Raw genomic sequence first — 21,098 nt, forward strand, 5'->3', positions numbered from 1 at the left:
ATGCATCCTTCTAATTAATCATTTAGATTTTTGGAGCAATGACAAGTCAATCATTCCCTTTATTTTGCTATTCGGAATGTAATTCGCTTGCTTCGAAACATTGGCCATCTCCTGAACAACTTTCTCATCTACTTTGTCCGTCACTTTCATTCTCGCAAAAGCAGCATCAAGTTCATCAGCAGCGAGTGCCTGTCCTGTCAGCTTCTCAATATGTTTGCTCACAAGCTTCTTAGCCTCATCCGGATGTTCATTGATAAACTGGATAGCCTCTTCATGCGCCTTCAAAAAAGCTTCGGCTTGCTTCTTATTGTTCTTAAGATAACCTGAACTTGTAGCGACTACTGTCACAGGCGTATCTTTACCCCAGGCAAAGTCTTTCCAGTCGGCAATAATCTTGCCTCCTTGCTTTTCAAGCGCATATCCCCAAGGTTCTGGAACTGCCGCTGCTGCTACAGAATTTTGGCGGAACAATGTAGGCATATCTGCTGGTGCTGTTGGATGGAGCTCAACTGTGCCGCCATTTGTTTTAGCTTTCAGTCCAGCGGATTTAAGCTCGTCCCGAAGCATCAGATCTTGTGTATTACCCAAACCCGGAATAGCAATCTTCTTGCCGTCAAAATCTTTGATACTGTTAATACCAGATTTCTTGCTTGCGACAAGTACCGCGCCACCATTGGCCGCTCCGGAAATAATATGATAGTCAGGTGTCTTTGTATAATGATTGAGTACAGGACCCGGTCCTGTCGTTCCAATATCAATTGCGCCTGTTGCCAAAGCTTCCATGAATAGGCCGCCTTGTGTAAACGTCTTTGTCTTAATTTTTACGCTACCGAACTCTTTCTCAAAGTACCCTTTTTCCAAACCGACAATTGTCGTGATATGAGTCATATTCGGGAAATAACCAATTGTTACTTCATTTTTGCCTTTAGCTTTTTCGCTTGCATCCCCATTGCCGCACGCAGCTAATAGACTAGTCAGGACGATCGTCCCAATCAGGATTAACAGTCGCTTCATCATCATCTCTCCCTGTATTCAATACTGATGAGGCATGCTTCACACATGCATGCGGCTGCAGAGGACTGCTCACGCGCTTATTTGAAGTTCAAATTAAATTACTTCGCTTCTTTCAAATACTTCAAGTCAACAAGACCTTTAACATCATCACTCGGAATGTAATCAGCCTCTTTAGAAATCTTAGCCATATCTTGGATGACTTTTTCGTTTACATCTGTTGTAACTTGCAAGTGATCAAAGGCAACATCAACTTCTTTTGAATCGAGTTCCTTGCCAGTCAAGTCTTTCAAATGCTTGATTACAAGCTTCTTCGCCTCATCTGGATTGTCCTTAATGAATTGAACGGCTTTCTTATGAGCAGAGAGGTACTGTTTGACCTGGTCTTTATTTTTCGTAAAACCATCGCTTGTTACGACAACTGTGTTCGTAGAATCTTTACCCCAGGCAAATTTATCCCATCCAAGGATTACATTACCGTCAGCTTGTGTCTCAAGCACATATCCCCATGGCTCTTGTGTAGCTGCTGCGTCAACTGCGTTTTGTTTGAACAATGTTGTCGTATCTGCAGGTGCTGCCGGATGTAGATCGACTGTTCCACCGTTTGATTTTGGCTTCAAACCAACTTCATTCAAAGCTTTTCGCAACATAACATCCTGTGTACTGCCGATAACCGGGATTGCAACTTTCTTGCCATCCAAGTCTTTTAGACTGTTGATTTTCGCATCTTTATCAGCAACAAGGACTGCTCCACCGTTTACCGCTCCAGAAACGATATGATACTTTGGATCCTTAACATAATAATTAATTGCAGGACCTGGTCCAACTGTTCCGATATCGATTGCATTTGTAGCCATCGCTTCCATGAACAAGCCGCCATTATTCACTGTCTTTGTTTTAATTTTAACATCCTTGCCGAAAGCATCTTTGAAATATCCTTTTTCAAGACCGACAATTGTAGCAATATGAGTAAGGTTCGGGAAATAGCCGATCGTCACTTCCTTCTTCGGCTCTGAAGAACCTCCATCATTATTCCCGCAAGCTGCGAGAAGTCCTGCAAATAATGCTGTAATCAAAATAAGTGCAAACTTCTTTTTCATTTTTTCTTTCCCCCATTTTTTTCTATCTGGCCTGCTAATTAGGCTGTTGTAAGTCCCCATTTGCGCTGTACACTTCGTTCGAGTCTAGTAAAGACAACATTGTCAATGATCGTACCAATTACAGCAATGATGATCATTACTGAAATGACAAGATCCATCTGTCCAAGTGAACGCCCCATATCAAGCAATTGCCCAAGTCCTCCGCCAGCTCCAAGCAGCTCTCCTGCCATTAGTGCACGCCATGAGAAGGCCCATGCGATACGCAATCCGGAAATAAGCTGTGGAACGGATGCTGGCAATATGACCGTCCGCAAGAAATGGAAGCCGCTTGAACCGAATGTTTTCGCAACACGCTGATACAACGTCGGAACATTTTTAAAACCACTGGCAGCACTTGCTGTCATTGTCCAAGTCGCTCCGATTGTTACGATGAATAAAATCGAAACATTATTCAGGCCAAACCAGATAATCGCGAGCGGGAACCAGACGATGCTCGGGATTGATTGCAATGCTGTAACGAGAAAACCAAGTGTGTCCTCGACAAACTTCGATCGCCAAATAAGATAACCAAAGAATAGACCAAGGATAATTGCAATAACAAAACCGAGTAGAAGCCTTCCAAGACTCATACCGATTGCTGACAGAATTTGACCGTCCACAATGCCACGGAACAATGTTTCGAATACTTGAGTAAGACTCGGAAACATGAACGGTGGGAGACCGGAAACTCTAGATGCCACTTCCCATATCACCGCTAGTATCACGATGAATCCGATTCGTCTCAAAGCTGTAGTCATCTCCCATTTCCTCCTTCAATACCTTCTCTATTTCATCTTGCAGCGCAGCCAGGATTTGTTGTTCCAGATGCAAAGTAATATCATCCGGTGTCACACCGTCCTTAGTTGATTTCGCTGAGAATGTTGCTTTAATTTTTCCAGGTCTTGTCGCAAAAACGACTATTTTGCTTGAAAGCAGTACAGCTTCCCTAATATTGTGTGTAATAAAGACGATTGTGATTTTTAGCTTTTTCCATATTTCAAGGAGCTCTTTATGTAGCACCATGCGTGTCTGTTCATCCAATGCTGCAAAAGGCTCATCCATTAATAGAATATCCGGCTCCATGACAAGCGCTCTTGCAATAGAAACCCTCTGTTTCATACCTCCTGACAGCTGATGCGGATAGGAGTGGACATACTTGCTCAAATGTACTAGTTTCAGAGTTTCCATCGCTTTTTGGTCAGCATCTGCTTTGCTCATGCCCTTTAGCTTCAGTCCATATGTAACATTCTCAAGGACGGTAAGCCATGGGAAGAGACCGGCTTCCTGAAAGACAACAACCCGCTCAGGTCCTGGTCCTTTAACCGGTTTGCCATCTACAAGGATTTCCCCCTTGTCTGCCTTATCAAGTCCGGCAATCAAATACAGCAATGTAGATTTTCCACAGCCTGAAGGGCCGACAACTGAGAGAAAATCCCCTTTATTCACGTCCAAGTTGATGTTATCCAGCACCTTGAAAGTGCCGCGTTCCCTGCTCGTAAAGCTCTTCTCTATGCCATCAATTTGCAAATACATTCCGATCTTCACCTCTTTATTTCATGCACCTCTGGATGCAAAATTCTTAAGTTAGTTATAACCGATAAAATTAATTGGTTTAGTTGTTAATTAATAATCACTTATTTGAAACTTTTTGTCAACTGAATTCTCAAAATTTTTAGCCTGGCTTTATTAGGTAGCAGAAAAACAGCTTGCCCCCTTCTTTAAGGGGCAAGCTCTGCAAATATCTATTTCACTTTAAGCCAGGCACGTCCTTCCTGCCACTCTACAGAAACCGGGTAATTGAAGAAATCTGACAAACTCTCTTCTTTTAAAACATCTTCATTAGCTCCTTGGGCATAAACCTCCCCACCTCTTAAAAGGAGTGTATGAGAAAACACCGGAAGAATCTCTTCTATATGATGGGTGACAAGTATAATGGTCGGTGCCTTCTCTGATCGTGCAAGTTCATTAATTGTCTTCATTAACTCTTCCCTTGATAGGAAGTCGAGCCCATTTGTCGGTTCATCCAATATAAGCAGTTCAGGGTCTGCCATCAGTCCGCGTGCGATAAGCAATTTCTGCTGTTCACCTTGGGAGCAAGTTTCATAACTGCGGCCGATCAAATGTCTTACCCCAATGCGTTCCATCAGTGCAAACGCTTTTTCAAAATCCCGCTCAGTCGGCATATCATACAATCCTACAGATGCGAACTTACCGCTTACGACTACATCCTGAGTGTCGGTAGTTCCTTGGATTCTAGCACTAAGGGATGAGCTGACCCAGCCAATTCGCTTGCGAAGCTCCCTTATATCGGTTTTCCCGAATGTGCATCCAAGCACTTCCATCTCACCTTCTGACGGCCAGATATAGCCATTTATCATATTAAGCAGTGTCGTCTTACCCGAACCATTCAATCCGAGAATTGCCCAATGTTCCTTACTATTAACTTCCCAATTCACATCATCAAGAATTTTCTTGCCTTCACGCTGCCATTTTACATTTTTAAGTTTGATGATCGGCTCCAAGTCACCACTCCTTTTCCGTAAATTTCAAATTATCTTTCTACTATTATCCTGTAAAACTAAGATGTTTTTCAAGCAAAAGAAAAAGGCTCGGCTTATGCCGAACCTTCAGCTCTATTTTTGCATGGTTTGAAGCTGATCGAATGCTTTTTTCAAATCATCGAGCGTCTTTTCCTGCTTGTTCTTGTCTTTTAACATTGAGTCCGACAGGCGATTAATCTGTTCGAGCTGCTTCTTTACGTCTTTATCTTTTGTTTGCTTAATAGCTGTTGATGCTTGCTCTTTTACCTGCTTTGCAAAAGCCTCTCTATCAGCCTTCGCATTCGCTGCTTTGCCCTGCAATTCTTTCCATTTAGCTTGGGCATCTTCAGCAGCCTGCTGCATTTGATTGGCCTGCATTTGTGCAGCTTTAAGCTTTTTCTCAATTTCCTTACGTTTCGCCTCAGTTAAATTCTTCTGCTTCAGCTGTTTCGCAAGTGCATCTGCCTTTTCTTTTGCTGCCTTTGCATTCTTCAGCTTTGCCTCGACATCTGCCCGTTTCTTCTGCAAGTCTGCAGGAACGTTCATTTGCAAGTCACCCGTATCTTGGTCCAGTCGTGCCTGAGCTTCATTGATCCAGTCATCAATAGCTTTGAATCGAGGGCCCGCCTTGTTCTGGTCAAACAAATCAGTCAGGTCACGAACATCAGCAAGCGCATTGAGTCGATTCAATTTCTTATCAAATTCACTTAGATTCGTATAAAGCTGGCCCAATGCCTGAGCATCTCCGGAAAGCGCAGTTTGTATCAGCTGCTGCAGCTGATCAAGATATTTCACAACATCACTCGAGCAGTTCGCACAGCCTGCTTTCGTCTGCTCCACTTGCGTATTCAACTTATCCAAATCTTCCTTAATATTACCGGTATTGAGTGCCGCTCCGTCAAACGCACCTTCTGCAGCAATGTGATTCATTGTCGCATGCATGCTTTTTGTCTGGCGTTTTAGCTTATCAAGTTGTGGAGCTTCTTTCGGATTGCTCTGATCGAGTCCAACCTTTGGAAGTTCCACACTGAATTCGTTTTTGGAATTATTTTTATCCGCTTTTTCCGACTCTTTTTGTGTATCTGCTGAATTTTCCTTGACCGGGTTGCTGAAGTAAATAAACAATCCAGCCGCCACAACTGCGGCAATAGCAGCCACAAATCGGATTATATTGCGCATGATTCATTTCTCCTGTCCGTAAGTTCGTACTAACAAAATACCATATTTCACGCAAAAAACCCATATTCATGAACGAACTGAATGTACATATGTCAAATCGGTTATGGAAAACAATTCTGAAACATGCAATAATAGTTGAAAATATCCCCGTAAATTGAAAAGAGGGATCGATTTTGACAAACAGGCAAATTTCCGAACGAGTTCAATCTAAAACAAATTCACACACCAGATTGCAAACACCAGAAGCTTTGGTAGGCGAATTGATGCGGACACCTGCGCCCCCACCGTCGCATCAGCTCATCGTTCAAAAAATACTTAGGCTGCTGTATACGGCAATTGGCGAGACTCATGTCATTCTGCAAGCACCATGTGACCTGCAGCTTACGATGAATAAGTTCAGGCAGCCTGATCTCATGGTCATCTCACGCCATAGGAAAGACATCATTGCTGAGCACGCCGTCATTGGTCCGCCTGATGCAGTGATTGAAGTGTTGTCACCTTCCAGCCGCCCACTCGATTGCCGTGAAAAGATAAAAGACTATGCAGCCTTTGGCATTAAGGAATATTGGATTGCAGACCCAGATCAATACACGCTTTTACAATACATCCTTCCAGCTGGAGGCATCCAATATATCCGGGCAGCAGCATATCAAGGTCATGATTCTGTACATTTCCATCAATCAGCGGACAAATTATTCGTAGCTGATGATTTATGGAGCGGATTTTGATCGATTATACACCTGATTAATCTAGACCATTCAGACGCTGTGCCCAGATCGCTAGCTGTAATGTCAAAGCATCGTGGAAGACACGCGGGTCATAGCCTGTCAGTTCACGTACTTTTTTCAATCGATAGTTCAGCGAATTCCGATGCACGAACATCGTTTCCGCACATTTGCCGATGTTCAAATTTTCTCTAAGGAAAATTTCCACCGTTTCAACCAGTTTTGCCGATAGGCCATTCAGTACCCTGTCGGCAAACTGGCGTCGTGCTCGATCGTTCAATCTGTTTAACAATGCTTTCACTTCAATTTCTGCATAAGAAACCAGATCGGCTTCCGATCCAAGTTTTAATGCGCAAAGAGCCTCCTCATATGTGTAGCGGATTTGCTGTTCATCAGCCGCTATCGACCCATGCCCTATTTTCAAAATGGCCGAACCGCCGTTTTCATCCCGCATAATTTTTTGCAGTTTCCTTCTGAACCCATCTTCAGGCATATGCATACCCAATATGAAAATTCTCTGTACACTAATAAAGCCGAATATCGCTTCCGCCTTGCTGAAGTTCATTTCCAGATGCTGAAGCAATTCAGTTCTGCTCGTCTTTTCCAAGTTCACTTCTGCGACAGCAACTTGATAGGGACCTTTCAAATAAGTTCCAAGAATCTGCAGTCTTCTCTCTGCCGCCCCAAGATCGAATTCTCCATTAATCAGTTCATTAAAGATCACTTCTCTTGCATGCTGCTTCCATTCTGTTCTTTCCTGCATCACAGCTTGTCTCAGCATCATTTCCGTACTCATTTTGACAAGCTCTCCAATTTCCCGAATTTCTTCAGGCTCTCCTGTAATACCAATTACCCCGACAATTCTGCCATCAAATTCAATAGGTAAATTTATTCCAGGCAAGGCACCTTGGAACCGACCGATATCATCTGACTGAACAATCATTGCATGTCCTGTTTCAATGACCTGTCGTGCCGCAGCATGTATATGGTTTAACCGACTTTCATCGCCACTTGCAATGATTGTCCCTTTATCATCCATAATATTAATATTCCGATTTAGCCTGGTCATCGTTTCCTTAACGATTTGCCTTGCTATTTCCTCTGTAAGCATAAGAGCCAACTCCATCTATCCGCTTTTTGTCCAGTATATACAAAAAAACAAATGTGACATACTATTTTTTCATTTATGATGCACGATGAATATTCAATCCGGGTTTCTTATAATGAGATTAAAGATAAATGAAGGAGCTATTTTTATGAAAATAATACTTGCCCCTGATTCCTTCAAAGGAAGCCTGACAGCTCCAGAGGCGGCTGAAGCAATGGCCAAAGGCGTGCGCAAAGCGATGCCTGAGGCAGAAACGATAGAAATCCCTCTAGCCGATGGCGGCGAAGGGACAGCAGAAAGTCTTGTCGCAGCAACTGACGGACGAATGGTCCACGTCATTGTCACTGGACCACTTGGGAAACCAGTGGAAGCTGCTTATGGAATACTTGGCGACAATGAAACTTGTGTAATAGAAATGGCTCAAGCTTCGGGCATCTGCCTTGTCGATCCAAATGAACGGGACCCACTGAAAACAACAACATTTGGAACCGGAGAGCTTATCCGCAACGCATTGGATAAAGGACTGCGCCGTTTCATCCTTGCACTTGGCGGAAGTGCCACAAATGATGGTGGAATCGGCATGCTTCAGGCACTCGGCATGAAGTTGCTCGATGCAAAAGGAAAGGATGTCCAATATGGCGGTGGCGAACTCGTCCGTATTGAAACAATAGATGACAGGCTGTTTGATGCTCGTATAGCAGAAGCAGATTTCCTTATTGCAACCGATGTCCAAAATCCGCTCGTCGGTCCAGATGGAGCTTCACATGTTTTTGGCCCCCAAAAAGGTGCAACATTTGAGGTGGCAGAATTGCTTGATACTCATCTGACACACTGGGCAAATCTTGTCGAGGAGAAGACAGGCATGCGCCTTCATGACCTTCCTGGAGCAGGTGCTGCAGGCGGAATCGGCGGTGCTTTCCAGGCATTCTTCCCATCAAGAACGAAACGTGGGATTGACCTAGTCATCGAGTATGCCCGTCTTCATGAACATTTGCCTGGTGCTGATTGCGTCTTTACCGGTGAAGGGCAAATTGATTATCAGACTGCTTCGGGAAAAACCCCGATGGGTGTCGCCCAAGCAGCACAAGCTTTCAATATACCTGTCTTTGCGCTCGCAGGCTCTGTTGGCGAGGGGATTGATACGCTCTACGAATACGGCATTACAAGTGCCCATAGTATTGTTTGCGGGCCCATTTCACTCAAACAGGCAATCACGAGAGCGGCAGAGTTTGTTGAACAATCTGCTGAACAGATTACACGTATATGGCTCGCCGGCCAATCAACAAAATAATTTAAACATCCGGAGGTAGAAGTCCCATGCTTTTCGCCATACTAGCTATTGGTGTCATACTTATTATCGTAGCGACTGCTACATTTAAACTTCATCCGTTCCTTTCTTTGATTCTGGGAACATTATTTGTCGGTATCGCTTCAGGCATGCCACTTGCAAAAGTTGTTGAAAATATGAACGCCGGCTTTGGAAGCATCATGGGCGGAATCGGACTCGTTATCGTGTTCGGTACGATCATTGGTACAATCCTTGAAAAGACTGGTGCTGCATTAAGAATGGCTGAAGTTGTATTGCGTATTGTCGGTCCGAAACGGCCACAGCTTGCAATGAGCCTGATCGGTTATATTGTTTCCATTCCTGTATTTTGTGACTCAGGTTTTGTCATTTTGAACAGCTTGCGCAAAGCACTCGCTAAGCGTGCCAACGTTGCTCTCGCATCAATGTCTGTAGCACTTGCCACTGGACTGTTCGCAACTCATAATCTTGTTCCGCCAACACCAGGTCCAATTGCGGCAGCTGGTAATATCGGTGCAGAAAATTATTTGGGCACTATTATTCTTATTGGTCTTATTACAGCAATACCTGCAACAGTAGTCGGTTATCTTTGGGCTACTCGCGCTGCGAAGAACATCACAATTGATGATGCAGATGATATTCTTGATTATGAAGAAGTCGTAAAGTCATTTGGCAAAATGCCATCAGCATTCGCTTCATTCTTGCCAATTGTCTTGCCAATCGTTCTAATCGGTCTTGGTTCTGTAATTAGCTTCTTTGAAATGAAAGGAAATGCAGCGGCGTTCTTCAGCTTCCTTGGCCAGCCGGTCATCGCTCTAATTGCCGGTGTCGTCGCAGCACTCTTCCTATTGCCAAAGTTGAACGAAGAAACTTTGACAAAATGGATCGGCCAATCATTGCTTGACGCTGCTCCAATTCTCTTGATCACTGGTGCTGGCGGTGCATTCGGAACGATCATTAAGGAAACTGGTGTCGCAGATGTCATCCAGTCATGGAATCTAGCTGGTTCACTAAGCGGCGCATTGTTCTTGCTCATTCCATTTGTTATTGCCGCTGCCTTGAAGACTGCACAGGGCTCTTCAACTGCTGCACTTGTCATCACATCTTCCCTTGTTGCTCCTCTGTTGCCGCAGATGGGTATTGAAGGTGCTGTGCCGCTTGCACTTGTCGTCATGGCAATCGGTGCTGGTTCTATGACAGTCAGCCATGTCAATGACAGCTTCTTCTGGGTCGTTACAGAATTTAGCGGTATGAAAGTAAAAGATGCCTACAAAGCTCAGACAATGGCAACATTGTTGCAAGGCGTCGTTACAATCCTGTTCACTATGCTGCTTTGGATCATTCTTGTTTAAATAAAATAAAAAGAGAGACTAAGACAGAAATGTTTTAGCCTATAGAAAACCCGAACTAAGGCAAAAAATAAAATTGCCTTAGTTCGGGTTTTTCATTTTCGAGTATTGATTCTCAAAAGTATTTTGAGGTAAGCCGTCGCTACGAAAATAATGCTCGCTTTCCTGCGGGCAAGCACTGAGCCATTTTGGCGCAAGCGCCTCACCGTCTCAGTATGCTTGTTCTTCCCGCGGGAGTCTCGCATTTTTTCTACGCTATGTCCAATGTTCTATCTAGGATTGAAGTGGAAGGCGACGACTCCAACGGGAATAGCATGAGGTGAAGATAAATATTCCAGGCGTTCTTGCCTGGAATTTAGCTGAAGCCATGCCCGTGGAAAGCGTTCGCCTGCAGCGGAAATCCGGCGGTTTGCAACCGATACCTTACCATATTGTAATCTGATTCTTTGTGCGTCTCTTACATATGCAATTTTAGTTATGAACCAGCCTATTTTATCATTTTCTTATGAAGCACTCTTGCTAACTGTGGACAGTCTTTTCGCTTTTGCTGATGTAACAAGACGCATGCTTGTCGAAAGCATCAAAACAATAAGAACTGCACACGCAAGAGTTGAGAAGAAGAAAGCGACACTATTTGCTGTAAGTGAGAAAATGATTGGTGATTTCCCAGCATCAATGGCAGCTTTTTTGAAGAATATAACACCAGCTACAAAATGCCAGAAGTATCGTGCTGCTCCACCTATAAAACAGCCGAGCACTACGTAGATAAGCGCAACTCGAGTTTGCCCTTTCGCAGCTGACCGCTTGATCAGTCCGCTGAATAGTCCTGCAAGTCCGACTGAAGCAAAAGCAAGTCCATATTCAACGAAGGCTTGAGCCGGTGACAATATCCACGCATCTCCAAACATAATTTGCATCATTTCCCATAGGAAACCTGCGATAACACCGGATAGTACTCCCCATCTGAATGCAACGATGAAAACAGGCACCATGGCGAATGAAATCGAAATGGATGGACCAAATTTCAAAGATGGGATTGCGATATCAATTACTAAAGCAAGACTGGCAAAAATAGCCGTCTCAATCATCGCCTGCAACGGCAATTTCCTCATAAAAAAACCTCCCTGGTATATTTAGCGCACCATAGGAGGGATATGTCTTCAGGATACTTCAAGGCACATGCCTAGAAAAAAGCATGCATTTTCAGTATCACCACATCCCTGCGCTAGTCCTAACTAACAGGTTCAAAGGGTCAGAACAACATGTTCACTCTCAGCTCATGGCTCCCCTTGTGGAAACAAGTTAATGATTGTCCTCATTATATTATATTGGTCCACAAATGAAAAGCTGAATATTCAGCCGGCAGACTTAAAAACAATTTTCCTTATCCTTTTCAAAACAAAAGCAATATTTATTTCGTATAACGAATTTGATATTGTATTTAAAGCATAATTAAGGATTCAAAATTTGAAATCTGCATTTTATTTTCATTTTTCCGTGTTCGCCTATCCTTGAACTTCCTGATAGAATTAGAAGCGGATATTGAATAGGAGGACATGTTTATGACACAAGCAACGACAGCACCAGCTCCGAATGAACCGCTGTACAGAAGGGCTGTCTATACGTTCAGCTCGGCACATTTTCTGAATGACTTATGTACGACAGGCCTTGTGCCCGCACTGATCGTTATGTACAAAGAGGCACTGAATTTAAGTTTTACTGAATCTTCATTAATTGTTTTGATATCGTATCTTACTTCTTCTATTTCTCAGCCATTTTTCGGCATGCTGACGGACAGGACGCCACGTGTATGGCTTTTCACTGCAGGGGTATTCTGTACAATTGGCGGCTTGGCCATGACAGGTGCTGCTACATCTTTTGGCTGGCTCCTCATTTTCGTCGCCATTTCAGGTTTCGGTTCAGGAGCTTTTCATCCTGAAGCTTCGCGTGGGACACATCTTGCATCTGGAACTCATAAAGGGCTTGCGCAAGCTATATTTCAAGTGGGCGGTAATGCAGGACAAGCTTTTGGCCCACTGATGATTCCGCTCCTTTTGATTCATACAGGGCTTCGCGGCCTGCTTTGGCTAATTCCAATCGCTTTTCTCTCCTTATTGCTGACAGCCCCGATGCTCGGCTGGATGAAGGAGAAAGTAGCAGATGCTGCATCAAAGAAAAAAGAAATCCGTGGACGCAATAACATTCCTGGGGCCATTCTTCTAATTAGTGTCATTGTCCTACGTTCTTGGTGTCAGCTTGGAGTAGTTGTCTTCCTGCCGTTCTATATGACACATCTCTCACTTGCGGCTTCAGAGACACTTAATTTTGTTTTTGTCGGAGCCGGGGCACTTGGAACTTTCATCGGTGGCATCTTCTCTGACCGAATCGGGCTGAAACGGCTTATGATTGGCTCTATGCTCGTTGCAACTCCATTTGCTTTGCTGCTGCCACATTTACACGGTGTTTGGACCGTCTTGATACTTCTTGTATTCGGCTTTTCAGTACTTGCATCCTTCTCGGTGACAGTTGTTTATATGCAACGCCTTTTACCGCGAAACATTGCACTCGCCTCTGGCTTATCCATTGGTGCTGGTGTAGGTGCTGGCGGAATCGGCTCTGTCTTTATGGGTTCTGTCGCGGATGTTTTTGGCGTGGCGACAGTATTTACAATACTCTCTTTACTTCCTCTTGCTGGTGCACTGATCTCATTCTTCTTGCCTGATGATCGTACTCAAGCAGTATAAAAATGCGGTTTCCGGAAAAACTTCTTCCGGAAACCGCATTTGCTTAGCATTTGCTTACTTTCACTTTCCTTTTACACGTGCCTCTGCAGCTTTACTTCTCTCTTGTGCTTCCCTGTCTTCTGTATCTGCCAGTTCTTCAGAAAACTCGATATCCATACCGTCAGATTCTTTTACCTGATTTTTCGGCGTCTGTGCCAAATGCCTATTGCCACGTTTTGTTGCATGCTCGTCTCTGCCCATTTTGAAATCCCTCCATGTTTAACAGTGGTATTTCGACCTTAGTATGGTTTGTACTAAGCTATTTATGCTTTAAAACAACAATTGGAGAAACTTGTCTGGAGCTATCGGTGCCTATAGTGAGCACGAATCGCATTATGAGGAATTGTATGGTATGACCAACGCTGCCGTGCCCAGATGAGCCCAGTAACAGTTCTGCTAAAAATTTCAAAAGGATAGAACCAATAATTCATTCCGTTAAATTGCCAAATATACGTGTAACAGTATTTGCAATTCGCAATTCCCTTGGCCCCGTTTTGCCATGAAGGACATGGCGGTACATAGGTTGGTGGCTTTGATACATCTGTATCCTGTTTCCGCTCCTCCTTTTCTGGCTTATCCCCTTGCACCTTTTTTCCGCTTTCTTCAGCAACAGTCGTTTTTTTATATGACTTTTCTTTCCTTTTCTTATCGTCATCCATGAATTTCCCTGATAAAGATGGACGTTCAGTAATTTCTTTTTCATCATTTTTTCCTAGCCTGGATAATTCATTTTTAGTTCTTTTCAACTCATTGATATTGTCTTTATGACTTCCCCCCTCATGAAATTCATGCTCGTTTTTGCACATTCATATCCTCCTCTTCAAAATATCTTATAACCAGCATATTTCCTGGGGAATCTTTTGGTGAGAAACGAAAATAATACGGGCTTAAAGTCATATACTTATTTTAAAAATCTGCTATAATTTTCATATTAGGAGTGCGAAATTTGAAAAACTATGCTATTATCCTTGCAATTCAAATTAAAACAAGCCTTTAGACTCAAATAAAATCTCTTTGGACGGGAGAATTGGACATGATTATGCAAGGTAGCTATAACCCTTATATTGTAGCCCTTTCAATTATCATCGCTGTGCTTGCTTCATATTCTGCACTAATCATAGTAGGAAAAGTTTCCTATTCAGAAGGCAAAGCTCGTATATTCTGGCTTGCTGCCGGCTCAGTCGTTATGGGAAGCGGCGTATGGTCAATGCATTTTGTCGGGATGCTGTCATTTCAGATGGGAATGAAAATGCAGCATGACATTGCTCTTACACTTACTTCTATGGCAGCAAGTATTTTCTCCGCTTTTATCGCTTTTTGGATCACTGCTCAGAGAAAAATCAAGGGTACCCGAATTGCCGTCGGCGGCCTTGTAATGGGCAGCGGCATTATTACGATGCATTATATAGGTATGGAAGCTATGCAGATGACGATGACGATTCAGTATGATCCTGTCTGGTGGACGATCTCAGCTGTAATCGCACTGGTCGCCTCCTATGCAGCTTTGTTCCTGTTTCTCCGTTTCCGTAATAGCCACCGTGCTTCCATCTCAAAATGGCTCTCCTCTCTTGCAATGGGCTTCGCGATTTGTGGAATGCATTATTCCGGCATGAAAGCGACGATATTCAAATCGAAGTTACCTATGCCCAACGTCCATACTGGCATGGATAATGGGTTGGATCCTGTCCTACTGTACGGTGTAACAGTCATTATCTTTATTCTTCTTCTCACTTCATGGGGAGCTATGTTCTTTGAGCGACATGTGCTGGAAAGACTTGCCTATGCCGATAGCATCAGCGGACTCCCAAACCGGAATGATATGAACCGCCATTTCCATTCAAATGCTGGCAGTACCGATACAGCTGTACTCTTCCTTGACCTTGATCAATTTAAAACGATTAACGACACACTGAACCATGTCATCGGTGACAAACTAATCGCAGAAGCCGGACAGAGATTGAAACATTTGCAAGGCGAGGATTGTGAAGTATTCCGAATTGGCGGCGATGAGTTTCTAATCGTTGCAAATTTCTCCAATGAAATGAAGGCAAAAGCGCTCGCTGAACAGGCTTTAAATATGATTGAACGTGTATTCCATATCGGTACGAATGAATTGTACATTACAGGAAGTATCGGTATTAGCATTGGCAAAATTGATGAATATGAGCATTCTAATCTACTGCGCGAAGCTGAAACGGCGATGTATGAGGCGAAGCAGCGCGGAAGCAACAGCTATGTCATATACAATGAAGAGCTTGGAAAACGAAAGACACGCAAATTGAAATTGGAGCATGATTTGCATCAAGCATTGGTAAAAAATCAGCTTTTCATTACGTATCAGCCACAATGGAACGTAGTCGATAATCAGCTTAGCGGGTTCGAATCTTTGTTACGCTGGAAACACCCCACAAAAGGGCTTGTATCTCCTGCAGAGTTCATTCCAATTGCTGAAGAAACAGGCTTGATTATCCCAATTACAAAGTGGGTTATAGAAAAAGCATGTCATCAGGCACGGCTCTGGTACGATCAAGGCTGGAGCCAGTCCATTGCCGTTAACCTCTCCATTCGTATTTTCCAGAACGGACAGCTTTTTAGTTGGGTGGAAGAAGCTTTGGGAAAATCTGGGCTGCCCCCTCACATGCTAGAATTGGAAATAACCGAATCGATGGTCATGCGGAATATGGATGACATCATTAGACAGTTGGAAGATGTACGGCAACTCGGGGTCCGGATTTCACTGGATGATTTCGGTACAGGTTATTCTTCGATTGCTGTTCTGGACCGCATCCCGATTGACTGTCTGAAACTCGACCGCCTGTTCACGAATGATCTTGAAACGCCCAATAAACACGCTATTGTCAAAGGGATCATTCGTATGGCGAAAAGTCTTAAGCTTGATATCGTTGCTGAAGGTGTGGAACATCAGGAACCGATTGATATTCTTACAACACTAGGCTGTGATGTCATGCAAGGATATTTCTATGGAAAACCGATGACACCACCGGAAGTTTCCGAGTGGTTGGCCGATTTGAAAAACAAGTCATTCGCTTTTGCTCATTAATAAAACCCGTGCAAAAGAAGCTTTTTGTCGCGTGCCGGCAGGAAGCTTTTTTGCATTTCAAAACCAATATCGGGTAAACTGGTACAATATGCATAATGAATCGAAAGAAGGTTGATTTAATGAAGAATATGGTAGGAACAATCCAGCATATGACCGTATCTGGTGTGACAGGTACGGGCTACATGCTTGAAAATAATTTTGGACGCGTCCATCTTGATCGTGAAGAATCACTTGCTGAACTGGAAGCAGGTGATTCAACAGAAGTTTTTATTTATCCGGAGAAGTCAGGAAAACTTCGAGCATCAGGGAAATTGCCTGAAGCCTCCCTTGAGACATATGGTTGGTCTGAAGTGGCTGGTACTGTTAAAGGACTCGGTGCTTTTGTTGATATTGGTACAACTACAGAAATTCTCGTTTCTGCAGATGATTTGCCACTTTTCGAGCAAGTTTGGCCTAAGAGTGGAGATAAATTATTCGTGAAATTGGAAACAGACCGTAAGAATCGACTACTTGCAATCCCTGCTTCAGAAAATGTCATCGACGATATTCGCGAATGGGCTCCTGATCAATTATATGGACAAACTGTAAAAGGACGCGTCTATCGCACGAGCAAAGAAGGTACTGCCATTATTACAGATGAAGATTACCGCGGCTTCATCCATCATCAGGAGCGTAAAGAAGAACCTCGCCTTGGTGAGCTCGTTGAGGGACGCGTAATTGACGTGAAGGAGGATGGCACATTGAATCTCTCTCTTCGTCCGCTTAAACAATACAGCATGGGCGATGATGCTGAGCAAATTCTTGAATACTTGCAGGGCAAGGGCGGCAGGATGCCATTTACAGATAAGAGCGATCCTGAGGATATACGCACTACTTTCCAAATAAGCAAGGCTGCTTTCAAGAGAGCACTTGGCAAGCTAATGAAAGAGAAGAAAATCATACAGGAAGATGGCTGGACGTCAATTGCTGATAATGACGAAAAATAATAAAAAGGCGGCGGATTCTGCTTATCCGTCGCCTTTTTTTATTAATGCTTTGCTGTAAAGTCTGCAAAATCAGCATGTGCTGCCTGTTTTAAATCAGCTGGTTTCAATTCCATCTGCATGCCCCGCTTGCCTGCTGAGACAACCATAGTGTCCAGATTTTCTGCCTGTTGGGCAATGAATGTCGGGAACTGCTTTATCATGCCGATTGGTGAGCAGCCTCCTCGGATATAACCTGTCGTCTTCTCAAGGTCCTTCATCGCAAGCATTTCGACTTTTTTATTGGAGCTTGCACGAGCGAGTGCTTTCAAGTCAATTTCGTCATTTGAAGGCAGACATGCGACGATGACACCAGTTTTATCACCAGTTGCGACAAGTGTCTTAAAAACAGGAAGACCTGCTTCTTCTGCAGCATTCTCCGTATCTGGACTGTCCCCCTTCCATGGGTATTCATGGATCTTATAGGCAAACCCCTGCTGCTCAAGAATCCTCATTGCATTCGTCTTATGTAATTTTTTCTTCTTCATCTTCATTCCTTCTTTTTTGAGCATTAACTTTAGCATACCATGATGCATTGCCTCATTTGAAATGGTCTGCAATCATCTCAGCTGCAGCGATTATGAGATCGAATGAATCATTGGGCTGTGCAGCACGCAGGAACTTCATATCCAGTTCGGAACACAATTCTTGCAAATCATAACCGATATCAAAGGCAGTCTCGATGTTCTCTGCCAGTGATTGCAAATCGGCCGCAATAACAGCTTTGCACCCTTCCTCAGACTTTTCACGAATAACTTCCAGAATATCAGGTCCTGACCACATGTCTCTATTCCTGCCAGCACTCCGGTATGCTGTTGAATATTGTTTAAGTCCGGCTATATCGGCAACAGCGGACGCAAGTTCTTTCAGCAGCTTGTCATATGACTCGCGCTGCGTTGCCTTTCCAGCCACACTATGAGCTGTAAAAATCACTTCTGCATGGGGTTGCAGTTTTTCGGGCAGCCAGGTCCATGCTGACTTAGCACGATTGGCAAGTATGTTTACCCAGCGCTCATCAATATGTTCAGGAAGAATCGTATGTACCGTAACTTTCTCTGCCTGATTTAATCGTTTCAGCTCCTTCTCAACGATTTTCTCATTCAGTAAAGCTTCCCGCTCCGTCACAATCGGTTTTAATGTGAATAAATAGATTCCCGTCACACCATCTCGAAGCATTTTCTCTACAGTTCTATCTGCAAAAGGTGCAGTATGCCGAAATGCTGAATACACAGGCAACTTCATTCCAAAACAGCGGTCCAATGCAATCTCGATACTTGTTGCTTGCCTCTTCGCAATACTGCCGAGTGTCTCTCCAGTACCATGATGGTAAAACTGCCTCTCTGCCTTTTTCACGACAGCCCTGCCGACTGATTTGCGATGGTGGATACTCGCATAGTAAGCACCGATATCATCCATAGATTCCGGCGCACCATACCCCATCAATAAAATCGCTTTCAAGAAATTCTCCTCCTAGTCAATCATCTTAAAATGAAAGCATCGTATCTTCGCTCATCAGCTTTCCCCTTAAACGAACCTGATCAGAACGGCTTCAACATCATAAGTACAATAATGACAACAAATATTCCGTTAATGATGTTCTCATAGAGATAGACTTTTTTTGCGAGTGGCCAGTAACCTTCCGGAATATCCTCACCATCATGTGCAGCAAGCATCGGCCTGATTTTCTTTGTTAATGGTGAGAGGAGCAATGGGCCGAATGCAAGTGCCACGAAATAAAGAACAAGACTTAAAACATACCAGCCTGTCCGGAATAGATAAGGATTGATCGCTCCCATTGAAAGTCCTGTTACAAGGAGGATGATTCCGCCACTCATGACTATTAGGTGCAGTCTGCCTCGCAATTGGTAACTATGGCGCAGCTCTGCAATTTTATCTGTCTTCGTTAATATGTAGGTCATGATAAATCCAGGGCCAAGTCCCAAGATGGCCGAAATTACATGGATTAGGACAAGTAGCTGATAAAACGTCATATGAGCATCTCCCAACTGTGCAGCTTCTAATATCATTATACTAGTTTGAGAGAAAAGTAAGGCGAAGAATACTCTGCCTTCATGACTAATTTTTGACTCTTGCTTTTTCGGTAGCATCTTTAGTACTTTATATTCTGTTCACATCTCTTTTCCCTTTAGAAAAATAGCAAATTAAAGGCCCCCTTCCATGACGAAAGGGGACAATAACAATTCAAAAACTATTCCATTTGCATCTCATTTTTCAGTCCGCTTACATACATTCTTCCTTCAAGGCTTGTCATGCCTAGCGCTTCACGGGCGACACATTCTGCCTTTTCAACCTCTTCATTGCGAATAAGCTGACGCAATTCAGCGTTGACTGCAGGCTCAGGAAACTCTATCTGGTATGCGATCTTATTTACCTTTTGTTCCATGAGACTCAGACGTTCCTCAAGGTTTTCCATTTTTTTATACAGAACGGTGCTTGCTACAATAAGCACTATGGCTACAATCACAAGTTCAATCATCTGTGTTGTCCTCCCTTCACTCTAGGATGTCTATTTGTGTTGTAACGTTGCTTTTCATATTTCTTAAATTCCCGGCATGACAGTATGTCAAAACTTCTATTCCCCTTACATTCCCTCTAATATCCTTAAAATGATAACAATATTACGATTCCAATTTTCTGAATTCCATGATATAATCCCTATTAAACAAATTGGTTTTAACGATTTTAAGTACATGGAGGGTTTTGTAATGTCTTTTTTTAAGAATCTGTTTGTGGAAAAATGCCCGACTTGCCAAGTTCCGCTCATCAGCCAATCGACAGCATTTCCTTCACAAATCGTGAAAAGCTGCCCGAACGGACACTACGAGAAAGAAAAGCACCCGGCATTTGATATTTGGGTGGAAACAGAAAAGAAAGAATAGCTTGAGAAGGGGTTGGAGAATGAACTTCCAGCCCCTTTTGTTATGGTACAATCAATTCAATACATATTCGCTCCGGCCTTTTGAGTTGAAGAGAAAAGATTTGTCAGCTCTTCAGAAAATGATGAAAGCCAAGCTGAATATTCAGAACGGAGGATTTTATGAAATTATATACAAAGACTGGCGACCAAGGCGAAACGGCACTTATCGGTGCCCGTGTGGCGAAAGACAATATTCGGGTGGAAGCTTACGGGACGATTGACGAACTGAATTGTTTTGTCGGATCTGCTGTGGCTGAGTTGGATGCCAATCATTTTGCAGATTTGCTTGAAGATCTGGAAACAATCCAGCATGAGTTGTTTGATGCGGGCTCAGATTTAGCCAACGTTACTGCAAAAAGAGTTTTGAAATTAAGTGAGACAGCCGTTACCAATCTAGAAGATCGCATTGACACACTTTCTGAAGAAGCTCCAGAAATCGAGCGATTCATCTTGCCCGGCGGGACAAAGGCAGCGGCTGCTCTCCATATTGCCCGGACAGTTTGCCGGCGTGCAGAACGCTCTGTCGTTACGCTAATCAACAAGGAAAAAGATGTTCCTGATGTGCCGCTCCGTTATTTGAACAGGCTATCGGACTATTTCTTCGCAGCTGCCCGCGTCGCCAATTCTCGAGTCGATGTGAGAGATGTCGAATATGTGCGCAGCGCAAAGGTTTTTCGAAATAGCAAAAAGCAACCTTAAGACAGCTGAAACGTTATTTTGTTATAATAGCTAATAAGGATTTCTCTATAACGAAGGAGCCTATTCCATGACAAAAGTGAAGATGAACGTTCAAACAGCATATCACGGAGATCTTTTCCGTGCTGGTAAAGTTTATGAAGTTGACGAAGCAACAGCTGAACGATGGATTAAAAGCAAAATTGCCGAAGAGGCAGAAGAATCGAATCAGGATTAATAAACAAAGCCGTCCCCTTTAGGT

Annotated in this window: 23 protein-coding genes and 1 riboswitch; of the genes, 9 read left to right on the forward strand and 14 right to left on the reverse strand. The window is 43.5% G+C overall.

Going from position 1 to position 21,098, the window contains the following annotated elements; all coding sequences use genetic code 11:
* Positions 1–18 precede the first annotated feature (18 nt).
* The 6 genes from QR721_RS10305 to QR721_RS10330 form a co-directional block, all read right to left on the reverse strand.
* On the reverse strand, positions 19–1,014 hold the full coding sequence (locus QR721_RS10305) for an aliphatic sulfonate ABC transporter substrate-binding protein (RefSeq protein ID WP_348026630.1): 996 nt from the start codon (positions 1,012–1,014) through the stop codon (positions 19–21).
* A gap of 98 nt (positions 1,015–1,112) precedes the next feature.
* Positions 1,113–2,111, reverse strand: a complete 999-nt coding sequence (locus QR721_RS10310) for an aliphatic sulfonate ABC transporter substrate-binding protein (protein ID WP_348026632.1) — start codon at positions 2,109–2,111, stop codon at positions 1,113–1,115.
* Between the two features lie 38 nt (positions 2,112–2,149).
* A complete protein-coding gene (locus QR721_RS10315; protein ID WP_348026634.1) occupies positions 2,150–2,908 on the reverse strand; it encodes an ABC transporter permease in 759 nt (252 codons plus the stop codon).
* Positions 2,841–3,683, reverse strand: a complete 843-nt coding sequence (locus tag QR721_RS10320; RefSeq protein WP_348026636.1) for an ABC transporter ATP-binding protein — start codon at positions 3,681–3,683, stop codon at positions 2,841–2,843. Before QR721_RS10320 ends, QR721_RS10315 begins: the two co-directional genes overlap by 68 nt.
* 209 nt (positions 3,684–3,892) lie before the next feature.
* A complete protein-coding gene (locus QR721_RS10325; protein WP_348026638.1) occupies positions 3,893–4,672 on the reverse strand; it encodes an ABC transporter ATP-binding protein in 780 nt (259 codons plus the stop codon).
* 111 nt (positions 4,673–4,783) lie between these two features.
* A complete protein-coding gene (locus QR721_RS10330) occupies positions 4,784–5,869 on the reverse strand; it encodes a hypothetical protein (protein ID WP_348026640.1) in 1,086 nt (361 codons plus the stop codon).
* A 173-nt stretch (positions 5,870–6,042) separates the two neighbouring features.
* Here QR721_RS10330 and QR721_RS10335 point away from each other — a divergent pair, with 173 nt between their 5' ends.
* Positions 6,043–6,597: a Uma2 family endonuclease gene (locus QR721_RS10335; protein WP_348026642.1), complete on the forward strand. Its 555-nt coding sequence runs from the start codon at positions 6,043–6,045 to the stop codon at positions 6,595–6,597.
* A gap of 16 nt (positions 6,598–6,613) precedes the next feature.
* Here QR721_RS10335 and QR721_RS10340 read toward each other — a convergent pair whose 3' ends face one another.
* The gene (locus QR721_RS10340; protein ID WP_348026644.1) at positions 6,614–7,705 is read right to left on the reverse strand and encodes a CdaR family transcriptional regulator; all 1,092 of its coding nucleotides are present in this window, start codon (positions 7,703–7,705) and stop codon (positions 6,614–6,616) included.
* Positions 7,706–7,850: 145 nt separating this feature from the next.
* Between QR721_RS10340 and QR721_RS10345 the strand changes: the two genes are divergently transcribed.
* Positions 7,851–8,993, forward strand: coding sequence for a glycerate kinase family protein (locus QR721_RS10345; RefSeq protein ID WP_348026646.1), 1,143 nt, complete (start codon positions 7,851–7,853; stop codon positions 8,991–8,993).
* A gap of 26 nt (positions 8,994–9,019) precedes the next feature.
* A complete protein-coding gene (locus tag QR721_RS10350; protein WP_348026648.1) occupies positions 9,020–10,360 on the forward strand; it encodes a GntP family permease in 1,341 nt (446 codons plus the stop codon).
* A 500-nt stretch (positions 10,361–10,860) separates the two neighbouring features.
* On the opposite strand, the gene thiT is transcribed toward QR721_RS10350, so the two are convergent.
* Positions 10,861–11,469, reverse strand: a complete 609-nt coding sequence (gene thiT / locus QR721_RS10355) for an energy-coupled thiamine transporter ThiT (protein ID WP_348026650.1) — start codon at positions 11,467–11,469, stop codon at positions 10,861–10,863.
* Between the two features lie 88 nt (positions 11,470–11,557).
* Positions 11,558–11,657: riboswitch (TPP riboswitch) on the reverse strand.
* A gap of 262 nt (positions 11,658–11,919) precedes the next feature.
* Here thiT and QR721_RS10360 point away from each other — a divergent pair.
* Positions 11,920–13,101, forward strand: a complete 1,182-nt coding sequence (locus QR721_RS10360; RefSeq protein ID WP_348026652.1) for an MFS transporter — start codon at positions 11,920–11,922, stop codon at positions 13,099–13,101.
* A 60-nt stretch (positions 13,102–13,161) separates the two neighbouring features.
* On the opposite strand, the gene QR721_RS10365 is transcribed toward QR721_RS10360, so the two are convergent.
* Together QR721_RS10365 and QR721_RS10370 are read right to left on the reverse strand one after the other, a co-directional pair.
* Complete coding sequence (locus QR721_RS10365; RefSeq protein WP_348026654.1) at positions 13,162–13,341, reverse strand: YfhD family protein; 180 nt, start codon at positions 13,339–13,341, stop codon at positions 13,162–13,164.
* 101 nt (positions 13,342–13,442) lie between these two features.
* Positions 13,443–13,946: a hypothetical protein gene (locus QR721_RS10370; protein ID WP_348026656.1), complete on the reverse strand. Its 504-nt coding sequence runs from the start codon at positions 13,944–13,946 to the stop codon at positions 13,443–13,445.
* A 227-nt stretch (positions 13,947–14,173) separates the two neighbouring features.
* Between QR721_RS10370 and QR721_RS10375 the strand changes: the two genes are divergently transcribed.
* Complete coding sequence (locus tag QR721_RS10375) at positions 14,174–16,201, forward strand: bifunctional diguanylate cyclase/phosphodiesterase (protein ID WP_348026658.1); 2,028 nt, start codon at positions 14,174–14,176, stop codon at positions 16,199–16,201.
* Positions 16,202–16,320: 119 nt separating this feature from the next.
* Positions 16,321–17,187: a CvfB family protein gene (locus QR721_RS10380; RefSeq protein WP_348026660.1), complete on the forward strand. Its 867-nt coding sequence runs from the start codon at positions 16,321–16,323 to the stop codon at positions 17,185–17,187.
* A 41-nt stretch (positions 17,188–17,228) separates the two neighbouring features.
* On the opposite strand, the gene ybaK is transcribed toward QR721_RS10380, so the two are convergent.
* From ybaK to QR721_RS10400, 4 genes are all read right to left on the reverse strand, one after another.
* Positions 17,229–17,711 (reverse strand): Cys-tRNA(Pro) deacylase, encoded by a 483-nt coding sequence (gene ybaK, locus QR721_RS10385; protein ID WP_348026662.1) that lies wholly within the window; start codon positions 17,709–17,711, stop codon positions 17,229–17,231.
* Positions 17,712–17,763: 52 nt separating this feature from the next.
* The gene (locus QR721_RS10390; protein ID WP_348026664.1) at positions 17,764–18,681 is read right to left on the reverse strand and encodes a ferrochelatase; all 918 of its coding nucleotides are present in this window, start codon (positions 18,679–18,681) and stop codon (positions 17,764–17,766) included.
* 80 nt (positions 18,682–18,761) lie between these two features.
* The gene (locus tag QR721_RS10395; RefSeq protein WP_348026666.1) at positions 18,762–19,214 is read right to left on the reverse strand and encodes a DUF2269 family protein; all 453 of its coding nucleotides are present in this window, start codon (positions 19,212–19,214) and stop codon (positions 18,762–18,764) included.
* A gap of 218 nt (positions 19,215–19,432) precedes the next feature.
* A complete protein-coding gene (locus tag QR721_RS10400; RefSeq protein WP_348026668.1) occupies positions 19,433–19,720 on the reverse strand; it encodes a hypothetical protein in 288 nt (95 codons plus the stop codon).
* A gap of 229 nt (positions 19,721–19,949) precedes the next feature.
* Here QR721_RS10400 and QR721_RS10405 point away from each other — a divergent pair, with 229 nt between their 5' ends.
* The 3 genes from QR721_RS10405 (at position 19,950) to QR721_RS10415 (ending at position 21,074) form a co-directional block, all read left to right on the forward strand.
* Positions 19,950–20,123, forward strand: coding sequence for a hypothetical protein (locus tag QR721_RS10405; RefSeq protein WP_348026670.1), 174 nt, complete (start codon positions 19,950–19,952; stop codon positions 20,121–20,123).
* A 158-nt stretch (positions 20,124–20,281) separates the two neighbouring features.
* Positions 20,282–20,860 carry a cob(I)yrinic acid a,c-diamide adenosyltransferase gene (locus QR721_RS10410; RefSeq protein WP_348026672.1) on the forward strand — a complete coding sequence of 193 codons (579 nt, stop codon included), beginning with the start codon at positions 20,282–20,284 and terminating at the stop codon, positions 20,858–20,860.
* A gap of 67 nt (positions 20,861–20,927) precedes the next feature.
* The gene (locus QR721_RS10415) at positions 20,928–21,074 is read left to right on the forward strand and encodes a hypothetical protein (RefSeq protein WP_348026674.1); all 147 of its coding nucleotides are present in this window, start codon (positions 20,928–20,930) and stop codon (positions 21,072–21,074) included.
* Positions 21,075–21,098: the final 24 nt, after the last annotated feature.

The organism is Aciduricibacillus chroicocephali, assembly GCF_030762805.1.
Classification (GTDB): Bacteria; Bacillota; Bacilli; order Bacillales; family Amphibacillaceae; genus Aciduricibacillus; species Aciduricibacillus chroicocephali.